Genomic DNA, 20,542 nt, shown 5'->3' on the forward strand with positions numbered 1-20,542 from the left:
TGAGACATGGGCAAGAGGATTTTGGTCGTGGAAGATGAATCGATTGTTCTGCTTGATATTACTTATATGCTCAAGGATGCGGGTTTCGATGTGGTTGGACAGGCACGTGATGGTGAAAAGGCGATTGAGCTGGCACATACTTTGCAACCCGATCTCGTTTTAATGGATATAAAAATGCCTAAACTGAATGGGCTCAAGGCGAGTGAAGTGATTTCTAATACTTTTCAGATTCCGGTCCTTTTGTTAACGGCATTTAGCCAGCGTGAATATATCGACCAGGCGAAACGAGCCAATATCGTAGGATATCTTGTAAAGCCAATTACCGAAGCTAGTCTAATCCCAGCGGTAGAGATTGCCTTACTGCAAGCTGAGAATACAAAAAAGTATCAGGAACAAATGGCTCAATTGGATGAAACCCTCCACAATCGTAAAGCCATTGAAAAAGCAAAAGGAATTATCATGAAGAGAAAGAATGTAACCGAAGAAATCGCCTATAACAAGCTACGAAGGTTGAGTATGAATAAGCAACTATCGATTGAAAAAGTTGCACAACTAATAATTATAAATGATCAAAAACAAGTGAATAGATGAAGCAATGACGCTTTGATAGACCAAACGGTTGTATCGTAGAAACTTCTACGGAAAAACCTTAGTTTGGGCTATACGATGCGTCTTTTTTTATATTCTTTTTTCTAGTTGAAATGTGCAAAACCAAATCATAATTCAAGGGGGAATACGTATGGAGATGGTTGGGAATTTCGTTATTTATATCATTATGACTTGTGCTGTGCTAGGTGCTTTTGCGTCGATTAAAGACAGTGAGCAAGGCTTGGGCAAGCAGTTCATGGAAGGCTTGCATACCGTTGGGCATATATTCATTCCAGCAGCTGGAATTATGGCGTCGATTCCTTATTTATCATGGTTCATTGATAAAGTGTGCGGCCCGATTTTTGCCGCGATAGGCGCAGACCCTGCCCTCGCTGCCACAGCGATTTTGGCAACTGACATGGGTGGTTACCAATTAGCAGCTCAACTACAGGAGACATATGAAGGCTGGATCATGGCGATGATTGTAGGTTTCATGTCTGGGGCAACGATTGTCTTTTCGATCCCGATGGGGCTGGCAATGCTAGAGAAACGTGATCATAAATATATGGCACTTGGCGTCATGTCTGGAATTTTGACGATTCCAATAGGTGCCTTTATCTCAAGCATACTAGTCGTTGCAACGAATTCAAAGGTACGCGAAGTGATTTCTACTAATGCGGATTCTACATATGAATTCACATTGAGCTATTTGAAAATCGTCTTGAATCTTTCACCGCTTCTTATTTTTGTTGTATTGCTTGCATTAGGTCTTTATTTCTTGCCAGATATGATGATTAAAGGGTTTATGTGGTTTGGGAGAATAATGGATGCGGGGATTAAACTCGTATTAGTGTTCTCGATTGTAGAAATTTTCACCGGGCTGTTTTCTAAGGTATTTGGTGCTTGGGGATTTCATCCAATCATGGCCGATAAGGCGGATCAGTTTCGTGCCCTGGAGACGGCAGGATATATCGGAATAATGCTTGCAGGTGCTTTTCCAATGATTTATCTGATTCAGAAATATGCTGGCAAGCCCCTTGAAGCAATGGGTAGAAAAGTTGGATTGAGCAAGGAGGGGAGTGCAGGAATTCTAGCCACGGTTGCCAATATATTAGCGATGTTCAAACTTATTAAAGATATGCCCCCAAAGGATAAGGTGATTAACATTTCCTTCTCAGTATGTGCTGCCTTCTTATTAGGGGATCACTTATCCTTCACGGCAAACTTTCAACCTTCCTTAATTTTACCTATCATCGTAGGGAAGCTATCTGCTGGTGTTATCGGAATCGGTCTGGCTTACTGGCTGTCAGTTCCGAAGGCTTTGGAATTAGAGAAAAAAGATCGTGAATTAGGTGTTATCGGTTTGAATGAATATAAAGAAAAAAACCAAGAAGAAGAGGACAATAAAATTCAAGTGGTTTAAAACTGAGGTGAGGTTTTGCTAAATAAACAGTTGGAGCGAATTATCAGTGCAGGAATTGATATTGGCACAAGCACGACGAAGCTTGTTATCAGCGAGTTTTCACTTATGAATGTGGCGGGCGGGGGACAGGTCCCGAAAATTGAAATTACCGATAAGAAAGTTCTGTATCGAAGCCCGATTTTCAGGACCCCGCTTTTATCGGATACAGTGATTGATATCCCGGCGGTTCAAAGAATAGTAGAAAGTGAATATCATCATGCAGGTATCACGATGGAAAAGATTCAAACAGGCGCAGTCATCATCACAGGAGAGACGGCAACAAAACAAAATGCAGAAGAAATGGTACACCAGTTGTCTAAAGCGGCAGGGGAATTCCTCGTCGCAGCAGCAGGACCGGATTTAGAGGGAATCATTGCCGCAAAGGGTTCCGGTGCTTATCAACATTCAATAGAGACAAGAAAAACTATAGCAAACATTGACATTGGCGGGGGAACAGCAAATATTGCCGTATACCGTTCGGGTACGCTTTGCGGTACATGCACCTTACACATCGGAGGCCGTTTGATGGAATGGGAGGGGGCGGAGATGAAAGTCGCTCCTTCGATTGAACAATGGCTGAAAACAAAGGGGTATTCTCCTTCGAAAGAGAATAGGGGAATAATTACAGATGAGATGGCTAAGGTGCTGGCGAGGTTTTTGGACAATTCATATACGAAAGAAGACGAACAGCTTTTAGTAGGAAAGGTGCCAACTTGGACAGGTCGCATTGATGGATTAATGTTCTCGGGTGGAGTCAGTGACTGCATGTATCATGAAGAACTGATGTGCACCAGCTTTCAGGATATTGGCATGACTCTTGCCACTTCTATAAAAGAAAATAAAGAATTGGCTTATTGGGAGTGGGAAAAGCCAGTTGAAACGATTCGTGCGACTGTTCTTGGAGCCGGCACCCATACAACCGAGATCAGCGGGGCAACAATTGAAGTGAATGATTCCCACCTACCGGTACGAAATATCCCAGTCTATCGGATCGATTTTCAAGGCGTTCTAGAGCAAGGTATCGAGGGAATGACAAAAGCGGTTCAGGACGCGATTACGATATATGACCCCCAGCGGGAAGGACAGAATTTTGCCTTTTATTTAACGAACCTACCATATCTATCATTCCGGGACATTCAGCTGCTTACGTTGGCTTTTACTGAGGCACTGAAGCAAAAACCGAATCAGCAGCAGCCGCTGATAATCGTCATGGATAGTGATTATGGAAAGGTGCTTGGTCAGACCTTACTAGCGAATCAGCCGGAACAGCCGGTTATCTGTATCGATCAAACACAGGTGGAGCATGGTGATTATTTAGATATAGGAAGGCTATTGCGGTCAGGGGTTGTGCCGGTTGTTGTTAAAACACTAACTTTCCACAACTAAGAAATGGAGGAGGATATGATGAAATTATCTACACAATACTTTGGGAAAACCTATCAATTTACTTCACTAAAAGACGTCTTGGCCAAGGCAAACGAAGAGAAATCAGGGGATAGACTTGCAGGGATTGCAGCTGAATCGGTCCAGGAACGGATAGCTGCGAAATCGGTACTAAGCGAAGTGACTTTAGCAGACATTCGAAACTATCCATTACTCTCTCCGGATGAGGATGAGGTGTCCCGAATAATTGATGGACTCATCAATCGTAGCATCTATCAATCTGTGAAAAATTGGACGGTTGCCGAGCTGCGGGAATATATTTTAAGTGATGAGACGACTGGCGAAGAGTTAATGAGGATAAGTAGAGGACTAAATAGTGAAATGATTGCTGCTGCAACAAAGCTCATGTCGAATCTCGATCTCATCCATGCAGCCAATAAAATCGAAGTGCTTACCAAAAACAATAGTACGATCGGATACAAAGGAACACTTGCCTCCCGTCTTCAGCCTAACCATCCGACTGACAATGTGGAAGGGATGCTAGCTTCATTAAAGGAGGGGCTTTCCTATGGAATTGGGGATGCACTCATTGGAATCAACCCTGTCGATGATTCAGTGGAAAGTATCAAAAGGTTGTTAAATGCCACTCAGGACGTAATTCAAAAATGGAATATCCCAACCCAAAATTGCGTACTTGCTCATGTGACCACTCAAATTAAAGCCGTACAGCAGGGAGCACCCGCTGATATGATTTTTCAAAGTATAGCCGGAACGGAAGCGGCCAATCGTTCTTTTGGAATTAGCGTTGAATTGCTTGAAGAAGCCAATGAGGTAGCAAAGTCTTATGGAACCGGCACAGGTCCACAACATCTTTATTTTGAAACGGGGCAAGGTTCAGAATTATCAGCGGAAGCCCACTTTGGAATTGATCAAGTGACGCTTGAGGCCAGGAACTATGGCTTTGCACGCTATTTTGATCCGTACATCGTCAATACGGTCGTCGGATTCATCGGTCCAGAATATCTTTATAACAGCAAGCAGGTCATTCGCGCCGGATTAGAGGATCATTTTATGGGGAAAATGCATGGCCTGCCGATGGGAGTGGATATTTGCTATACGAATCATATGAAAGCGGATCAAAATGATATTGAGGACCTGGGTGTTCTTTTATCCGCGGCTGGTGTGAATTTTATCATTGCTACTCCAATGGGGGATGACTGTATGTTGAACTATCAGTCTTTGAGTTTCCACGATATTGCAACATTGAGGCAAACGATGAACAAGCGACCTGCACCTTTATTCGAATCTTGGCTAGAGAAGATGGGTATCATGGAAAACGGCAAGTTGACGAAACGCGCGGGTGATCCGACTATTTTTAACCGTTAGGAGTGGATGATATGGGAATAAACGAACCATTTAATAAGGAAGAATTGGAAGCCTTGATAACGAAAACTCCTGCTAGAATAGGGATAGGCAGAGCAGGGACACGTCCGAGGACAGATTCATGGCTGAAGTTTAGGTTTGACCACGCTGCGGCGGTTGATGCAGTATATGGTGACGTTAGTGAGGTTTTATTGAAACGGTTGGATCTGTTCAAAGTGAAAACGAGGGCGAGTGATAAGGAAGTCTATTTGCGTCGTCCGGATTATGGCCGAAAGCTTTCGGACGAAGCAAAGCAAATGATTGAAGCCAAGTGCATAAAGGGCCCTATGGTTCAAATCATCATTTCAGATGGCTTGAGCTCCAAGGCAGTGGAAGAAAATGTGGAAGACGTTTATCTATCTTTTAAACAATCTTTGCTAAGGGCAAACTTGGATGTCGGTACTCCCTTTTATATTGAAAAAGGCAGAGTTGCTGTGATGGATGATGTAGGTGAAATTCTTAGACCAAAGGTCATTGTCTTGTTGATCGGCGAACGACCGGGACTTGTCAGTGCTGAATCACTGAGCGCCTATTTTTGCTACGAACCTTGTTTGGGTACTATTGAAGCAGAGCGGATGGTTATCTCTAACATTCATAAAGGCGGCATTCCACCGGTCGAAGCGGGAGCACATCTCGGCACGGTCATTCAAAAAATCCTTAAATACCAAGCAAGCGGTATGTCACTCGTGAAGAAAGAAAATGAGGAAGAAAAGAGTACGGGATCAACTTGAATAACAAAAATAGAGGAGCTTATAGCTCCTCTATTTACTTGTCCCTAAATTCCATAATCCAAATGGGTTGTAGAAAGGATGGTCTTCTTCGTATCTAAAGTCTTGAAGACCCGTCAATATATAGGTGGGTGCATCTGGTTGTACACAAAAGGTTTCACCATTTGTAAAGATGGGTCTTTCTCCTGCATGATAATAATTAAATGTGTTAAGTAAATCAGCTGCCTCTTTTGGTCTCATCGTGTTAAGTGTCACGGCATCTGGTAGACCAAATGCTTTCATTCCAAATGAACAATAATAATCTTCCTCGCCAATAATCGTAACAAAATGGGCATAAACCGAGAGAATATCCGGGGTATGATGAAGTTGTTGCCAATCCTCTTTTGAATGTGCAATGCCTGTGGTTTCTATTTTTACAGCCGTTCCACCAGCCTTCAGGATTGCTGCCCCAGCATCAATCAAATCTGTAATATTTCCAAAGTCAGATACATCAGCAATTATATATACCGTAAAAGTATGATTATTGATTTCCTCTAATAAACGCTCCGAAAAGGCCCCTTTACTGGCATAGGAAAAGGTCTCTTTTAAACTCGGTTCATAATCATAGACTTCCACTTGGAAAGTTATGTTTTTATCCTTGCTATGCAAAATATGACCGGCTAGCAGGTACCCTTCACTTTGAGAAGCCACAGCTTGAATCAATTCTGTTCGGTTTTTCCACTTTCCAGGTATCCCGATAATAATTTGAGTATCCGTCATGTAGCATCTCTCCTTTGTAATCATTTTATACTATACTACTCTTGGCGTTTTCCATAGTATTAAAAAAAACAAAGTGCCAAGTTGGGATCAATTTGTCCCTAGAGATGATGTGCAGGACTTTTTCAAATTTATACAATTGATGTATAATATAATCTAGTAATCGTATAGCATATCTTCCGTGGAATTTATTTATGGATTTCCTTGTAGTTATATGAAAAAATGCTGTAGAGACAAGAATTATAGTAATCAATTTGTGTATATTCAATGATGAAAGAGAGTGGAATATAATGGGTCGTAAGTGGAACAATATCAAAGAAAAAAAAGCTTCAAAAGATGCAAATACAAGTCGTATTTATGCTAAGTTTGGACGTGAAATTTATGTAGTGGCCAAACAAGGTGAACCAGATCCAGAATCCAATCAGGCTTTGAGAGTTGTACTTGAACGTGCGAAAACATACAATGTGCCGAGAGCGATTATTGACCGTGCGATTGAAAAAGCAAAAGGCGGTTCTGAAGAAAGCTATGACGAACTTCGTTATGAAGGCTTCGGACCAAATGGATCAATGGTTATCGTAGATGCGCTGACAAACAACGTGAACCGGACGGCATCAGATGTGCGTGCTGCATTTGGTAAAAACGGAGGAAACATGGGAGTCAGTGGATCTGTAGCCTATATGTTTGATGCAACGGCAGTTATCGGTATTGAAGGTAAAACTGGAGACGATGTGCTTGAACTATTAATGGAAGCGGATGTTGACGTACGTGACATTATTGAAGAAGAAGAATCGGTTATCGTTTATGCTGAACCTGAACAATTCCATGCTGTACAAAAAGCATTCAAAGATGCGGGCATTACGGAATTTACAGTAGCAGAGCTAACGATGCTTGCACAAAATGACCTAACCCTTCCGGAAGATGCACAAGTACAATTCGAAAAAATGATCGATGCATTAGAAGATTTAGAAGATGTTCAACAGGTCTATCACAATGTGGATCTTGGGGAATAAAAAAGTTGAGCAGACCTTTGCTATGTAATCAAAGGCCTGCTTATTTTGTATTCATGGGGCACTGAGAGCCTGGTATGTAAATGACGGACGTTTCTTTTATGACTGAAAAATCATTGGCAGTTCCATTTTGAACCTCAGCTCCTACTAAAGAAGATATTAAAGGCTTTAATGAAGGTGCATAACAGGGTTGAAAATAAAAGGAGAGAAGGATAGATAAAAGCGAATTAATTTGGCTTTTATCTATCCTTCTCTTTTTCGTTTAATCTGCTAACAATCTATTATTCTTGTAAGTCGATACCGTAAAGTTCGCGGTCTTTTTTTACCTGCTCTAGTTCGGAAATGGTAACTAGTTGATATCCTTTGTCATGCAATTGTTTGATGATTTCCACTGCAGCCTGGGCGCTAGTTTGGTAAATATCATGCATAAGAATGACTTTACCGTCTTTGGCTTTGCTCATTACTTTGCCTACAATCTTCTTTTTACTGCGATTTTTCCAGTCTTCAGGGTCAACATCCCAAAGTGTGACCTTCATATCTTCCATATATTCCCGGACATTATCGTTAATCGCTCCATATGGGGGACGAATAAGGTCTGGCTCAGTTCCGGTAGCTTTTTCAATAGCGTCTTGAGTCTGCTCAATTTGACTTTTGATTTTTTTCTTGCTTAGACGTGTCAATTGCGGATGATCCCAGGAATGGTTGCCGATTTCATTTCCTTGTTCAGTCATCTTTTGCAGCACCTCTGGATAGTGTTGCACGCGGCTTCCAAGCACAAAAAAGGTAGCATGTGCATCATACTTGTTTAGGGCTTCCAGGATAGACATAGTATGACTTGGATGTGGCCCGTCATCGAACGTTAAGGCGATTACCTTTTGTGAAGGGTCAATCCATTCATTTTTCACTGGGAGCTTGGCGACGACATGTTTCGGTTGCCATTCCTTTACACGATCCTGATTTAAATCTTTACTTTGATATGAATCTAGCAAACTATTTTTGAAAAGTTCTTTATTAATAGCGATGGTATGAGTCTTAGATGAGTCTCCATCCTCATCAGTCTTTACATAGAATACAAGCGTATTTTTCAGCACTGAAAAAGAATCAAAGTTGGCTGCTTTTAGTTGGGTTTTCTTCTTAATAAGACTTTTCGAAATGCCTTCTTCTTTACTCTCGGTTAACTCTTCAAAAACAATGTCAGATAAAACGGATAAATAATCAGTATCCGGGGCAAAAATGTCTTCTATAGAGAGTTTTTTCTGAGATGGAATATCATAAGTGAAGATCCGGGATCCGGACTGCTTCTTTCCTCCTACTTGTTCATATTTATCGAAGGAAATGGTAATGGTTTGCTTGCTGAAATGGAGTATCGTATAAGTGAGGTTAAGCTCAGAAGACGCTTTACCGCCAATGGCTTTCCATTTCTTTTCGTAATCTTTTATTTCTTTTTTTATGTAAGCTTCTAGTTGCATGTCGATATTTTCTATATGAAGAACGGGCCTGCTTACTGAATACCCGCCTTTCGTATCATCTTTTACAAACGTTTGAATATCAGCTTCTGGGTAATTTTGATCATTTGAATAAGCCGAAACAGTTTTCTTCTTATCAAAAGCTAGGCTTTTTATAGCTAAACCCATTGCTCCCACTGCAGCTGTTAGACAAAATAGAAAAATAAAGACCTTTTTATAATTTAATTTCCTCATGATGCATTCCACCTCGATAATCATTCTACTATATAGACGCGCCAAAAGCCTTAAAAGTTTGTAAGAAATTTCATTTTTTTATATGAAAATCTTTCTTTAGCCATTTTCAAACTTTTAAAGCCCGTCGAGCGTCTATTCTTTGTACCTAGGATACGTAATTTAAATGTAAGGAGCTCTTTAAGGGAATGAAAAATCTAGATATAAATCAATTAATAGCGGCCCGGATAACCGAACGGCAAGAAAATTTGTACAGACTTGCTTTTTACTATGTGAAAAATAAAGAGGATGCGCTTGATATCGTGCAGGAATCAATTAGAAAAGCGCTAGCCTCGAGCAGCAAAATTAAAGATGCTGCTTCTATAGACAGCTGGTTATATAAGATCATAGTCAGAACGGCACTTGATGTTTTACGAAAGAATAAGAAACTGACAATTGCGGATGACGAAACAATAGAATACTTACGTAGTGGAGAGGAAGATCACTATCGGGACCTGGATTTGCAAAGGGCCATGGAGGGACTTTCGATCAAGTATAAAACGGTAGTCATTCTTCGTTTCTTTGAGGACTTGAAGTTGGAAGAAATAGCGGAAGTGCTGGAAGAGAACGTAAGCACAATTAAAACGAGATTATATAAAGCACTGCAACTATTGCGGATCAACATGACTGAACAGGAGGAAACGAAAAAATGGAAAAAAAATTAAAGGATCTGCGAGAAGAGTATCTTCAAACACCAATCCCAAAGGAATTAAACGATGTCGTTCAAGCGGCCTTGAATGAAAAAACCAGGAAAAAGCCGAGGGTTGCCAGAACCATATGGATTACAGCAGCAGCGGCCATGCTGATTGTGACAGCCTCAGTAAACATGAGCCCAGCAGTGGCAAAAGCAATGAGCGACATTCCGATAGTTGAAAAAGTCATCGAAGTGATTACATTCGTTGAATGGAATGAAGAAGAAAATAATTCCTCAGCAGTAATCAAAACACCAGCTATTACAGGACTGGAAAATAAACAGCTGGAAAATAGCTTAAATGATAAATACTTAGCGGAGAGCAAACAGCTCTATAAGGAATTCACGGACTCCATGTCTACTCTGAAGGAAGGAGAAAATGGAAATATCTCGGTGGAAAGTGGATATAAGATATTAACCGATAATGACACGATATTATCCGTCCAGCGTTATACAGACAAGATTCAAGCTTCCAGTTCTACAGAGAGCCAATTTGATACAGTTGACAAGAAAAACGAAGTGCTATTAACGTTAAATAGCTTGTTTAAAGATGACCGCTATCTTCAGGTAATAAACAAGAATATTATGGAACAGATGAAACAGCAAATGGCTGAGGACCCAAATAAAATATATTGGGTGGAAGACGATGAATTTGTTGAATTTAAAGGTATCGATGCAACCCAAAACTTTTATATCAACAAAGATGGCAAGCTTGTGATCGCTTTTAACAGCTATGAAGCAGCACCAGGATATATGGGTGCAGTTGAATTTACGATCCCGACCAAGGTTATATCAGATCTTCTAGTTGGGGATCAATATATTCATTAAGAACTTACTTATTTAAACTTATATGTATGAAGAGCGATTTGTTTTTAAAACAGAGAACTCAAAATACTCGTTAATTAAAGACGAACCAAAGTTACGCGATTACAGTAACTTTGGTTCGTCTTTTGATTCCCCAAATTTCATCTGATCCAGTTCAAGCCTCATTTTTTCCGTTTCAATAAGAAAATTTGCGTGTTTAAGTTTTTCGAGTTCTAATTCGTCTTTAATCATATTGTGTTTAGTTTTTGCTTGTTTTTCGAAATGGCTCGTTATGATTCCAATAATGGGAATGGAAAATATCATTATTACTGTTACTAGACCTATCATATTTGTGCCTCCTTGTTTTTAAAAAGTATTTTTTCTATATATATTATACGGTGTATTGAATGGTTTTGGTTGGATTTTTTTTACAATACACTCTTTTTATTTGCTCTTATATTTTTCGAACCCTCTTTTTTTTGCACAGTGTATCTGTTGCGATGCGGTCGGGAAAGTTAGGTATTATATCATTGGTGATTCATCTTTATAGGCAAAATTGAATAGTGGTTTGCCCTTTTGGAGATTGTAAGATCGGTTTTCAAGGTGAGAAGCACTATTTTATTTTGAAAACAATTATTTAAATATACTAAATATTTATTTACAATAGAGCAAATAAAAGTTATTATACAATAATAAAAGGAGGGCTAGGTATGGCAACGATAAATAAACAGAAAATTGTGGATAGTGTACCTCAAAAAGGTTTTTTGGAAACCCCAAAGGACTATTCACCCTTTTCTTTACTGAGTTCTGGGAGCGTTTCTCCTATTATGGCATGAAGGCCATTCTTGTTTACTATATGTATTATGAAGTTTCTAAAGGGGGACTAGGTCTTGATGAACACACAGCCCTTGCCCTTGTATCCATCTACGGATCTTTAGTATATATGTCCGGTATAATTGGCGGATGGCTTGCCGATAGGATTTTCGGGACTTCAAAATCCGTATTTTACGGTGGTATCTTGATCATGCTCGGGCATATTGTCCTTGCTGTACCAGGCAGTCTCTCCATGTTCTTTGTTTCAATGGTACTCATTGTTCTGGGTACTGGTCTGTTAAAACCGAATGTTTCCAGCATTGTCGGGGAAATATACGCGGAAAATGACGATCGCCGGGATTCCGGTTTCAGTATATTCTATATGGGTATCAACATGGGTGCATTCCTTTCCCCGTTTCTTGTCGGTACAGTCGGAATGAATTACAGCTTCCACCTTGGTTTTGGGCTGGCGGCAATTGGTATGTTACTTGGGCTTATCGTCTTTGTTGCAACAAAGAAAAAGAACCTGGGCCTAGCTGGAACTCTTCCTGCTAACCCATTATCGCAAAATGAAAAGAAAACCGTATTCACTAAATTGGGAATAGCTGCATTGATTGTAGCTGCCATCATCGGCATCACTGCCACTAAAGGTATCTTAACGATTAAAACCTTTATTAATCTTGTAGGTATCCTAGGGATCCTTATCCCGACCCTTTATTTCATTTTCATGTATCGCAGCCCTAAAACAACTTCTGTTGAACGTTCACGATTGATAGCCTATATTCCTTTGTTTATAGCAGCTGTTATGTTCTGGGCAATTCAAGAGCAAGGTGCAACTATATTAGCAAATTATGCAGACAAACGGACACAGTTGAATTTTGCTGGAATAGAAATAAACCCGGCATGGTTCCAATCATTGAACCCTTTGTTCATCATTACCCTTGCACCAGTATTCGCATGGCTATGGATTAAACTAGGAAAGCGTCAGCCGACCGTACCTCAAAAATTCTCATTAGGTTTGCTATTCGCCGGTTTATCATTCTTGGTGATCCTGCTTCCTGTTTATTTCGGTGGATCAGACTCATTAGTAAATCCACTATGGCTTGTACTTAGTTATTTCCTTGTAGTGCTTGGAGAACTTTGTTTATCCCCTGTTGGACTTTCAGCAACTACAAAATTGGCTCCGGCTGCATTCTCGGCACAAACGATGAGCCTGTGGTTCCTGGCAAGTGCAGCAGCACAAGCACTAAACGCGCAAATCGTTAGATTCTACACTCCTCAAACCGAAATGGCTTATTTTGGAGTGATCGGCGTTGCTTCAATGATCCTTGGACTGGCTCTGATGGCCTTATCACCAAAGATTCAAGGTTACATGAAAGGCATTCGCTAACACTTAGCCAGCAGTAAGGAAAAAAGGAATAGACTATAAAATGAAGATGACCTCTGAATTAAAGGGGTCATCTTTTTTATTACAATGATTATCATGTTTTGTGCATCCGCCGGAAATCCCTATGTTTGAGTAGAGTGACATCATTCAACAATTGTCGAAAAAAAGGGCATCCAATGTAACCCTTTGCAGAATCCGGAAGTTAGTCTAGAATGTTTTCACATCAGGCTAATTCTTTTATGGAGTCAACGGGCCATTACCATACGCCAGTTGTTCAGCGTTTTGAGAGGTCCTGCTAACAAAACGCGGAAAATATACGCTAAGGAAGGATTAGCTTTTATTTGTATTGGATAAGCGGACGCGGCGATTATCCTATATTCTTCATATCAAAGGTGTATTCACCAAGAAAATTGATATGTTCCCATCTTAATGACGAAATATGTTTTAGTAAAACTTCTCACGATTTCCCTTTTTCCTTCAACAAATTTGTTAGATTTTCCAACCCAATGTCAAAAACTATTACCCTAAATCTCTTCCATTACGGATAGAAGTGTTTGAATTGCCCATATGAAAAGTAAAATTAAAAAATGAAAATAAATTGTAATATATTAAAAAAATTTTAAATAACTAGTAAAATAGATTAATATAGGTTTCGTTGTCAAAATAAAGAAATTAGGTTTTAAAAATGAAGAAAATTTCAAAACTAGGTTTCTTATCAATTATGTTAGTAGTTTTAATGTTTAGTAGTACTGTTGCGTTTGCGGAAGAAGGAGAAAGTATTGGTGTAACAACTGAATCACCTGTTACTGAAAGCGGGGGAATTACTGTTTTTGGAACTGGTACTCCAACTACCTCTCATAATTTAGTAAGTAGCGGAAGAATGACATTTTCTGGTTCTGCTCAAGGGTCAAATTTATTCACAAATAAGTATTTTAAAGGGAAATCTCAAGTTAAGGTTTATGTAAAGAATAACCATTCTACGAAATTAACCTTAAAAATATATAAAAGCACAAGTATTCTTTCTGTATATTCTGAAACTTTAGATTCAGGACATACATTAACTGCATTTCCATCTGGTTTAGATAAAAATGGACTATACTACATTAAATTTGCAGCTCCAAGTAATTTTAGCGGATATGTAGAATAAATACATATTATAAAACCTGAAAGACTAGAAGTGTCTTTTGTTGATGCTTTTAGTCTTTTTACATGAAACAAAATGGGGAATATTCAAATGACTTCTACACTACTTAAACTAATTGCATTAGTTTCTATGTTTATTGATCATACCGGGCAATTCATCCCTGATACTCCAGAATATTTTAGATGGATTGGCAGGTTGGCTATCCCAATTTTCATATATTGTGTTGTTTTAGGATACAAACATACACCTAACAGAAAGAAATACATGTTACGTTTGTATTTTTCAGGAGTTGCTATGGCCTTTATTAATTTAGGAATTAACATTGCCTATAGCCAAACAGGGGTCATTATCACAAACAATTTCTTTGCAACTTTATTTGTAATTGTTCTAGTAATTTATTTATTGGATAAAAGACAGGTAAAACTATATGCGTACTTTATTTTATGGCAACTGATTAGTACTATCTTATGTGTACTTTTTTCAGAGATTATAGTAATTAATTTTCAGGCAGACCATTTATTTTATGGAGCAATATTAGGAAATATATTCTTTGTTGAGGGTGGTATTTTCTTTGTATTACTGGGTATTCTACTTTATTTAAGTAGAAGTAAAGTAGGAATTACTATTGTATATATCATTTTTCACTTGATTATCTTTACAGCTTACGCTAAATGGGGAGTTGTCAAGGACGGTATTATAAATCATTTATTTCCGTTTAGTGATTACCAATGGATGATGATTTCTGCACTGCCACTATTATTACTCTACAATGGGAAAAAAGGTACTGGATTAAAATATTTCTTTTATTTCTTCTATCCTATTCATATTATAATTCTTTTTTTGATCGGGATTAAATCTCCGTTAAAAAGTTTTGGAGTCGCAGGCCCCCTTATCCAATACAAATAAAAGCCAATCCTTCCTTAGCTTAGGAAACTTGGCTTTTTCGTGTCGAAATGTGCTTAGCGTATCAGGTGAAAAAATCATTTTGCAAAAACGTGAAGTATGTATGGAATTTGCCAGAGGAGGTACAGGATGAAAATCCGGCCAATCATATTCTTCATTTTATTAAGTGCAGCCGTGCAGATAATTGGTTTAACAGTTGATTTCCCATGGAAGGGAATCGCACTGTGGACATTATCTGTGATCTTTCTTTTAATGGCAGCGTATTTCACGAAGTCCCCTGCGAAGAACTGAAAATTGAATCGAGAAGGAACCGGAATGAGATATGGTCTTATTCCGGTTCTTTTTGAAAAATTTATATCAGTTTGCTGCTTGAGTCAATCCTTTATGAATGGAGACTTCCTGAATGGCACGGTAGACAGTTTCGACCATAATATTCAGTTCTGTTTCTGACATGGAAAGAATGGGCATCATCGTGATGACGGGGCCAAGTTCCCGTATAATCAGACCATTCTCCCGAGCGTTTTGAATGATGCTTGAAACGATATTTTCTTGGATTGTGAACGGTTCTTTTGTTTGGCGATCTTTAACGATTTCTATTCCAATCATGAGACCGCGCTGGCGGACATCACCGACAATCGGAAGTTCATATAGTGTTTGCAGTTTTTCAGATAGCTGCTTGGCTTTTTTCTGGATGTCTTTGACGAGATCTCGTCTTTCTATTAGTTCGATATTCTTCAGTGCCAGGGCACAGGCTAGTTGATTCCCTGTATAGGTGTGGCCGTGATAGAAGGTTTTATGTTCTTCGGGCTCTCCTAAAAAAGAATTAAAGATTTGTTCGGTCATGATAGTGGCCGCCAGAGGCATATAACCGCCAGTAATTCCTTTACCGATACACATAATATCAGGGACGACATCTTCTTGTTCACAGGCAAATAATGTACCGGTGCGACCAAATCCTACCGCTACTTCGTCACAAATCAATAATATATTGTACTTCTTGCACAATTGTTCGACTGCTTTTAAAAAGCCAGGAGGGTGGGTAATGATACCTGCTGCTCCTTGAACAAGCGGTTCGATAATCAATCCTGCAATTTCCTCTGCTTGGTCTTGAAGCAACTTTTCCAGCTCATCAATACAATAGTTTTTCACTGCTTCTTGATCCCCGTATTCAGTCATGCGATATGTATAAGGAGAAGGAGTTGGAATCCGTTCAAATAGTAGTGGTTTAAAGATTCTATGGAATAAATCCATTCCGCCGACACTCACTGCTCCAACTGTATCACCGTGGTACGCCTCGTTCAGGGAGACAAATTTATTTTTATGTTGATACTTTACAGGATCGATATTTTTCCAATATTGATAAGCGACTTTAAGGGAGATTTCTACAGCAGCTGATCCTGTGTCCGAGTAAAAGACTTTCGATAAATGACCAGGAGTAATCTCTGCTAATTTCTTAGCCAGTAATATGGATGGTACATTTGCAGATCCTAGTAGTGTAGAGTGTGCGACTTTTTCAACTTGTTCAATGAGAGCGTTGTTTAGCTCTGGTTCATTATGGCCATGTACGTTGACCCATAATGAAGCATAACCGTCCAAGTACCGATTGCCTTCTACGTCAAAAAGGTAGCTCCCTTCCCCGCGTTCAATGATTAGCGGTTTACTTTCTCGATACGTTTTCATTTGTGTAAACGGATGCCATACATATTCCTTATCCCATTTTTCTAAGTCATGACTATTCATTCTTGAACACCTCTTTTAGTTGTTGGGTAAATTCATGATTACTAAGTAAATCAAGTATGTAGACTCTCAGATCTTTTCTTACGTCGACAAATGTTGGTATGCAGGCGAGGTCAGCGAGTCCTGTGAGTTTTTCAACGGTTAGGATATTGTCACGATGAATTTCATCGTCGGGCCGATAATGGTTATATAAAATAGTTTTAACGCTAATATCATGCAATTTGGCATACGAATGCGTAGTTATAACATTATGAATCGATCCTAAACCGCTTGTAGAAACGAAAATGACTGGCATGTTGCAATCTCTAATTAAATCGGTTGTCATATAGAAACTGTCCGCTCGTTCAATGAGTGGTACGGCCAATCCCCCAGCGCCCTCGACTAACACGACGTCATACATTTGTTCGAGTTCGTGAACTCGTTCCACGACCTTTTGCTCGTCGATTTGTTGCCCTGTTAACTTTATAGCTAAGTGTGGAGATGTTTCTGGTTCAAGCATGTAAAACCCAGGTGCCTTTACACCAATTTCCTGCTCAAACCAAGAGATGTCGGGGTATGTATTCGTTTCGTGAATCAATCCTGTTTGAAATGGCTTAAATATTGTGACGCTTTTTCCCATTGTTTGAAGAGACATATAGAGTAAACTCGTGGCGACGGTTTTTCCGATATCCGTGCCAGTTCCGGTTATAAAGTAGGCTTGGCCCATGGGTGTTTCAGCTCCTTCATTTTTGTAAATCGTGCAATACGCGGCCTTACTTGCTGAATGATGATGGCACATAGAACACACAGCAACAAATCACCGGGTGCAGGTAGTAAGAAGCCGTAAAAAATTGTCTGGTAGATTGAAAGAGGCGTTTCTACAACCCACTTCATCGCTCCATAAAGCCATATACAGCCAAATAAATAAACAGTCAGCAATGATGCTAGGTTAGCGAAGAAAATGGAACGAATCGTGGAGAGATTAAGCCTGTTAATCAACCATCCATTCACATAGGCCCCGAGTATATAACCAAGCAAATAGCCGAAAGTGGGCTTAAATATATAGCCAAAACCTCCGCCCTCGGCAAACACTGGCACTCCTATAAGACCGATTAAGACGTAGCATAATTGACTAAGTAACCCGAGACGTGGTCCTAGCAGCGCCCCTGCCAAATAGACTGCTAGAATTTGCAGCGTGAAAGGTATGTAGGGAATAGGGATCTTTATAAAGGCGCCAATGGCAGTTAACGCAGTAAATAGGGCCACGTAAGAAATCGTTTTAGCTTTCAAGTTTTCAACCTCCTTTTTTGAAATTGGTAGGTAAAATGCCCACTATTAGTGTGCATGATTTATATTTTATATGTCAACCATTTATTATTTTAGTTAACATATAAAACGCTATTAAAAATGACAGACTTAGAAAAATATTGAAAATTAGTAATTGAACAATATTTTGTTTGTGTGTTATTATTCATTTTATATGTTAACCATTTTTAAAATATAGTTAACATATAAAAGCTTGGAGGGAACAAATATGACAGGAGAAATGTTAATACAGCATGAACTTTCCAGAGAAACAGCGGTATTTATGGCGCCCTTTTTTTCTGATGAAACAATTCTTCGAAGAAAATCCAGTCATCAGCGAGAATGGCAAGAAGCTCCACTCATAGGTAACGAATATTGGAATCTTGTATATCAATCGGTTTATGAGGTTAAGGAAAGATGATTTGGGAGAAGGAACTAGAAAAGATTAAAGAAGGAGGACTTTACAGACAACTACAAACCGTTGAAGCAATGAGCGATCAAGGATATGCCATGGTGAACGGGCACAAAATGATGATGTTTGCCTCCAATAATTACTTAGGGCTTGCCAATGATCAGCGCTTAATCGAGGCTTCTGTTCAAGCGACCCAAAGATTTGGTACGGGTTCTACTGGTTCACGATTAACAACTGGCAATACAATTGTCCATGAAAAACTAGAAAAAAGACTAGCTGAGTTTAAGCAAACGGATTCAGCGATTGTGTTAAACACAGGGTATATGGCTAACATAGCAGCGTTAACGACCCTTGTTGGTAAGGACGATCTCATTTTATCCGATGAGATGAATCATGCCAGTATTATTGATGGCTGCCGTTTATCACGTGCGGAAACTATGATTTATCGTCATGCTGATTTACTTGACTTGGAAATGAAACTCCAGATTAATACCCGCTACAGGAAAAGAATAATTGTAACGGATGGCGTCTTTTCGATGGATGGTGATATTGCGCCATTGCCAGGCATTGTCGAACTTGCCAAGCGTTATGATGCACTTGTTATGGTGGATGACGCACATGCGACGGGGGTTTTAGGCAAAGACGGAAGGGGAACTTCTGAACATTTTGGACTGAAGGGGAAGATAGATATCGAGATGGGGACACTCTCCAAAGCTGTTGGTACAGAAGGAGGGTATATCGCTGGAAGCAGGTCTTTAGTTGACTATGTCTTAAATCGAGCCAGACCGTTTGTCTTCTCTACCGCCTTATCAGCAGGAGTAGTAGCAAGTGCACTTACAGCAGTCGATATCATTCAATCAGAACCTGAACGCAGAGTACGCATTCGAGCCATGAGCCAGCGTCTTTATAATGAATTAACCTCCCTTGGCTACACAGTGTCGGGGGGAGAAACTCCGATTCTTGCCATTATTTGCGGAGAACCGGAACAGGCCATGTTCCTTTCGAAAGAATTACATAAGCACGGAATTTATGCACCAGCTATCCGTCCGCCAACGGTACCATCTGGAACTTCGCGCATTCGATTTACGTTAATGGCGACACATCAAGAAGAACAAATGAATCATGTTATCGACGTGTTCAGAACAATCCGTACCAATAGATACAAATAGGTTGTTTGATTTTCAAGGAAGTTTATCGCGGCGAGGGCGTTAAATAAAGTCATAAGCTAGATTCATAGGATGAATGGGATGTACAACATATAAGAAAAGAGGGATTAGGTTTGGAAACATTGGTGAAAAAGGACTGGAAGATGCTAGCGGAGAACGTAATCAAAGGATATAAAGTAACAGCAGAAGAAGCACTTGCTATTGTACAAGCACCTGACAACGAGGTTTTAGAGATTTTGAATGCAGCTTTCCTTATTCGTCAGCACTATTATGGAAAAAAGGTTAAGTTGAATATGATCATTAATACGAAGTCAGGTCTATGTCCTGAAGATTGTGGCTATTGTTCGCAGTCAATCGTGTCGGAAGCTCCTATCGATAAATATGCTTGGCTGACCAAAGAGAAGATTGTTGAAGGTGCTCAAGAATCAATTCGTCGCAAAGCTGGCACGTATTGTATCGTTGCTTCTGGCCGTCGTCCGACCAATAGGGAAATTGATCATGTCATTGAAGCCGTGAAAGAAATTCGCGAGACAACGGATCTTAAAATCTGCTGCTGTCTAGGTTTCTTAAATGAAACGCATGCCAGTAAGTTAGCCGAAGCTGGGGTTCATCGCTACAATCACAACTTGAATACATCTCAAGATAATTATAAGAATATTACATCCACACATACCTATGAGGACCGTGTAGATACAGTCGAAGCTGTAAAAGAGGCCGGAATGTCTCCATGCTCGGGTGCCATTTTTGGTATGAATGAGTCTAATGAAGAAGCAGTAGAGATTGCCCTATCCCTACGCAGTCTTGACGCGGATTCTATTCCTTGTAATTTCCTCAATGCGATTGACGGTACACCACTTGAGGGAACTTCCGAGTTGACTCCAACTAAATGTTTGAAATTAATTTCGATGATGAGATTTGTTAATCCAAGTAAGGAAATCCGTCTAGCTGGAGGTCGCGAGGTGAACCTCCGTTCCATGCAACCCATGGCACTTTATGCAGCCAATTCTATCTTCGTCGGCGATTATCTAACAACAGCTGGACAAGAACCTACGGCGGATTGGGGCATTATCGAAGACCTTGGTTTTGAAATTGAAGAATGCGCTCTTTAACATAGTAAAA

19 protein-coding genes and 2 pseudogenes are annotated in these 20,542 nt (G+C 39.7%); 15 read left to right on the forward strand and 6 right to left on the reverse strand.

Features of this window, described 5'->3' with window-relative positions:
- Positions 1-6: 6 nt before the first annotated feature.
- The 5 genes and pseudogenes from JFU24_RS20045 to eutC form a co-directional block, all read left to right on the forward strand.
- Positions 7-591: an ANTAR domain-containing response regulator gene (locus JFU24_RS20045; RefSeq protein WP_201186940.1), complete on the forward strand. Its 585-nt coding sequence runs from the start codon at positions 7-9 to the stop codon at positions 589-591.
- Between the two features lie 148 nt (positions 592-739).
- Positions 740-2,011, forward strand: a complete 1,272-nt coding sequence (gene eutH, locus JFU24_RS20050; RefSeq protein ID WP_201186938.1) for an ethanolamine utilization protein EutH — start codon at positions 740-742, stop codon at positions 2,009-2,011.
- A gap of 15 nt (positions 2,012-2,026) precedes the next feature.
- Positions 2,027-3,436 (forward strand): ethanolamine ammonia-lyase reactivating factor EutA, encoded by a 1,410-nt coding sequence (locus JFU24_RS20055; RefSeq protein WP_201250334.1) that lies wholly within the window; start codon positions 2,027-2,029, stop codon positions 3,434-3,436.
- Positions 3,437-3,454: 18 nt separating this feature from the next.
- Positions 3,455-4,819, forward strand: a complete 1,365-nt coding sequence (locus JFU24_RS20060) for an ethanolamine ammonia-lyase subunit EutB (protein ID WP_201250335.1) — start codon at positions 3,455-3,457, stop codon at positions 4,817-4,819.
- Positions 4,820-4,833: 14 nt separating this feature from the next.
- Positions 4,834-5,586: pseudogene (gene eutC / locus JFU24_RS20065) on the forward strand (ethanolamine ammonia-lyase subunit EutC); the annotation flags it as partial.
- A 30-nt stretch (positions 5,587-5,616) separates the two neighbouring features.
- Here eutC and JFU24_RS20070 read toward each other — a convergent pair.
- The gene (locus JFU24_RS20070) at positions 5,617-6,342 is read right to left on the reverse strand and encodes a DUF4261 domain-containing protein (protein WP_201250337.1); all 726 of its coding nucleotides are present in this window, start codon (positions 6,340-6,342) and stop codon (positions 5,617-5,619) included.
- Between the two features lie 287 nt (positions 6,343-6,629).
- Between JFU24_RS20070 and JFU24_RS20075 the strand changes: the two genes are divergently transcribed.
- Positions 6,630-7,349 carry a YebC/PmpR family DNA-binding transcriptional regulator gene (locus tag JFU24_RS20075; protein ID WP_201186933.1) on the forward strand — a complete coding sequence of 240 codons (720 nt, stop codon included), beginning with the start codon at positions 6,630-6,632 and terminating at the stop codon, positions 7,347-7,349.
- 278 nt (positions 7,350-7,627) lie between these two features.
- Here JFU24_RS20075 and JFU24_RS20080 read toward each other — a convergent pair whose 3' ends face one another.
- Complete coding sequence (locus JFU24_RS20080) at positions 7,628-9,046, reverse strand: polysaccharide deacetylase family protein (RefSeq protein WP_201186932.1); 1,419 nt, start codon at positions 9,044-9,046, stop codon at positions 7,628-7,630.
- 185 nt (positions 9,047-9,231) lie between these two features.
- Here JFU24_RS20080 and JFU24_RS20085 point away from each other — a divergent pair, with 185 nt between their 5' ends.
- Complete coding sequence (locus JFU24_RS20085; RefSeq protein ID WP_057215326.1) at positions 9,232-9,747, forward strand: RNA polymerase sigma factor; 516 nt, start codon at positions 9,232-9,234, stop codon at positions 9,745-9,747.
- Positions 9,732-10,601: a DUF3298 and DUF4163 domain-containing protein gene (locus JFU24_RS20090; protein ID WP_201250338.1), complete on the forward strand. Its 870-nt coding sequence runs from the start codon at positions 9,732-9,734 to the stop codon at positions 10,599-10,601. Before JFU24_RS20085 ends, JFU24_RS20090 begins: the two co-directional genes overlap by 16 nt.
- Before the next feature lie 99 nt (positions 10,602-10,700).
- On the opposite strand, the gene JFU24_RS20095 is transcribed toward JFU24_RS20090, so the two are convergent.
- Positions 10,701-10,925, reverse strand: coding sequence for a hypothetical protein (locus JFU24_RS20095; protein WP_201186929.1), 225 nt, complete (start codon positions 10,923-10,925; stop codon positions 10,701-10,703).
- A 362-nt stretch (positions 10,926-11,287) separates the two neighbouring features.
- Between JFU24_RS20095 and JFU24_RS20100 the strand changes: the two are divergent.
- The 4 genes and pseudogenes from JFU24_RS20100 to JFU24_RS20115 all read left to right on the forward strand — a co-directional run bounded on the left by JFU24_RS20100 (position 11,288) and on the right by JFU24_RS20115 (position 15,115).
- Positions 11,288-12,780, forward strand: a pseudogene (locus JFU24_RS20100) (peptide MFS transporter).
- 682 nt (positions 12,781-13,462) lie between these two features.
- On the forward strand, positions 13,463-13,924 hold the full coding sequence (locus tag JFU24_RS20105) for a hypothetical protein (RefSeq protein WP_201186925.1): 462 nt from the start codon (positions 13,463-13,465) through the stop codon (positions 13,922-13,924).
- Positions 13,925-14,011: 87 nt separating this feature from the next.
- Positions 14,012-14,827, forward strand: a complete 816-nt coding sequence (locus JFU24_RS20110) for a TraX family protein (protein WP_201250339.1) — start codon at positions 14,012-14,014, stop codon at positions 14,825-14,827.
- Between the two features lie 126 nt (positions 14,828-14,953).
- Complete coding sequence (locus JFU24_RS20115; RefSeq protein WP_201186923.1) at positions 14,954-15,115, forward strand: hypothetical protein; 162 nt, start codon at positions 14,954-14,956, stop codon at positions 15,113-15,115.
- A 66-nt stretch (positions 15,116-15,181) separates the two neighbouring features.
- Here the strand turns inward: JFU24_RS20115 and bioA are convergent, their stop codons facing one another.
- The 3 genes from bioA to JFU24_RS20130 are packed head-to-tail and all read right to left on the reverse strand — an operon-like array spanning position 15,182 to position 17,830.
- Positions 15,182-16,564 (reverse strand): adenosylmethionine--8-amino-7-oxononanoate transaminase, encoded by a 1,383-nt coding sequence (gene bioA / locus JFU24_RS20120; RefSeq protein ID WP_201186921.1) that lies wholly within the window; start codon positions 16,562-16,564, stop codon positions 15,182-15,184.
- Positions 16,557-17,267 (reverse strand): dethiobiotin synthase, encoded by a 711-nt coding sequence (bioD, locus tag JFU24_RS20125; protein ID WP_201250340.1) that lies wholly within the window; start codon positions 17,265-17,267, stop codon positions 16,557-16,559. Before bioD ends, bioA begins: the two co-directional genes overlap by 8 nt.
- Entirely contained in the window at positions 17,246-17,830 is a 585-nt protein-coding gene (locus tag JFU24_RS20130; protein ID WP_201222884.1) for a biotin transporter BioY, read from the reverse strand. Before JFU24_RS20130 ends, bioD begins: the two co-directional genes overlap by 22 nt.
- A gap of 244 nt (positions 17,831-18,074) precedes the next feature.
- Here JFU24_RS20130 and JFU24_RS20135 point away from each other — a divergent pair, with 244 nt between their 5' ends.
- The 3 genes from JFU24_RS20135 (at position 18,075) to bioB (ending at position 20,532) form a co-directional block, all read left to right on the forward strand.
- Positions 18,075-18,266, forward strand: coding sequence for a hypothetical protein (locus JFU24_RS20135; RefSeq protein WP_201222885.1), 192 nt, complete (start codon positions 18,075-18,077; stop codon positions 18,264-18,266).
- Complete coding sequence (gene bioF, locus JFU24_RS20140) at positions 18,263-19,426, forward strand: 8-amino-7-oxononanoate synthase (RefSeq protein WP_201186917.1); 1,164 nt, start codon at positions 18,263-18,265, stop codon at positions 19,424-19,426. Before JFU24_RS20135 ends, bioF begins: the two co-directional genes overlap by 4 nt.
- Positions 19,427-19,566: 140 nt before the next feature.
- Positions 19,567-20,532, forward strand: coding sequence for a biotin synthase BioB (gene bioB, locus JFU24_RS20145; RefSeq protein WP_218973287.1), 966 nt, complete (start codon positions 19,567-19,569; stop codon positions 20,530-20,532).
- Positions 20,533-20,542: the final 10 nt, after the last annotated feature.

The organism is Peribacillus sp. TH27, from assembly GCF_016650915.1.
GTDB classification, from domain to species: domain Bacteria; phylum Bacillota; class Bacilli; order Bacillales; family DSM-1321; genus Peribacillus; species Peribacillus butanolivorans.

Excerpts from the sequence above, each read along its gene's own strand:
- JFU24_RS20135 (WP_201222885.1), top strand. The coding sequence starts at position 18,075 with ATGACAGGAGAAATGTTAATACAGCATGAACTTTCCAGAGAAACAGCG.
- JFU24_RS20075 (WP_201186933.1), top strand. The coding sequence starts at position 6,630 with ATGGGTCGTAAGTGGAACAATATCAAAGAAAAAAAAGCTTCAAAAGAT.
- JFU24_RS20095 (WP_201186929.1), bottom strand. The coding sequence starts at position 10,925 with ATGATAGGTCTAGTAACAGTAATAATGATATTTTCCATTCCCATTATT.
- bioA (WP_201186921.1), bottom strand. The coding sequence starts at position 16,564 with ATGAATAGTCATGACTTAGAAAAATGGGATAAGGAATATGTATGGCAT.
- JFU24_RS20090 (WP_201250338.1), top strand. The coding sequence starts at position 9,732 with ATGGAAAAAAAATTAAAGGATCTGCGAGAAGAGTATCTTCAAACACCA.
- JFU24_RS20045 (WP_201186940.1), top strand. The coding sequence starts at position 7 with ATGGGCAAGAGGATTTTGGTCGTGGAAGATGAATCGATTGTTCTGCTT.
- JFU24_RS20080 (WP_201186932.1), bottom strand. The coding sequence starts at position 9,046 with ATGAGGAAATTAAATTATAAAAAGGTCTTTATTTTTCTATTTTGTCTA.
- bioB (WP_218973287.1), top strand. The coding sequence starts at position 19,567 with ATGCTAGCGGAGAACGTAATCAAAGGATATAAAGTAACAGCAGAAGAA.
- JFU24_RS20110 (WP_201250339.1), top strand. The coding sequence starts at position 14,012 with ATGACTTCTACACTACTTAAACTAATTGCATTAGTTTCTATGTTTATT.
- eutH (WP_201186938.1), top strand. The coding sequence starts at position 740 with ATGGAGATGGTTGGGAATTTCGTTATTTATATCATTATGACTTGTGCT.
- JFU24_RS20060 (WP_201250335.1), top strand. The coding sequence starts at position 3,455 with ATGAAATTATCTACACAATACTTTGGGAAAACCTATCAATTTACTTCA.
- JFU24_RS20115 (WP_201186923.1), top strand. The coding sequence starts at position 14,954 with ATGAAAATCCGGCCAATCATATTCTTCATTTTATTAAGTGCAGCCGTG.
- JFU24_RS20085 (WP_057215326.1), top strand. The coding sequence starts at position 9,232 with ATGAAAAATCTAGATATAAATCAATTAATAGCGGCCCGGATAACCGAA.
- bioF (WP_201186917.1), top strand. The coding sequence starts at position 18,263 with ATGATTTGGGAGAAGGAACTAGAAAAGATTAAAGAAGGAGGACTTTAC.
- JFU24_RS20105 (WP_201186925.1), top strand. The coding sequence starts at position 13,463 with ATGAAGAAAATTTCAAAACTAGGTTTCTTATCAATTATGTTAGTAGTT.
- JFU24_RS20070 (WP_201250337.1), bottom strand. The coding sequence starts at position 6,342 with ATGACGGATACTCAAATTATTATCGGGATACCTGGAAAGTGGAAAAAC.
- bioD (WP_201250340.1), bottom strand. The coding sequence starts at position 17,267 with ATGGGCCAAGCCTACTTTATAACCGGAACTGGCACGGATATCGGAAAA.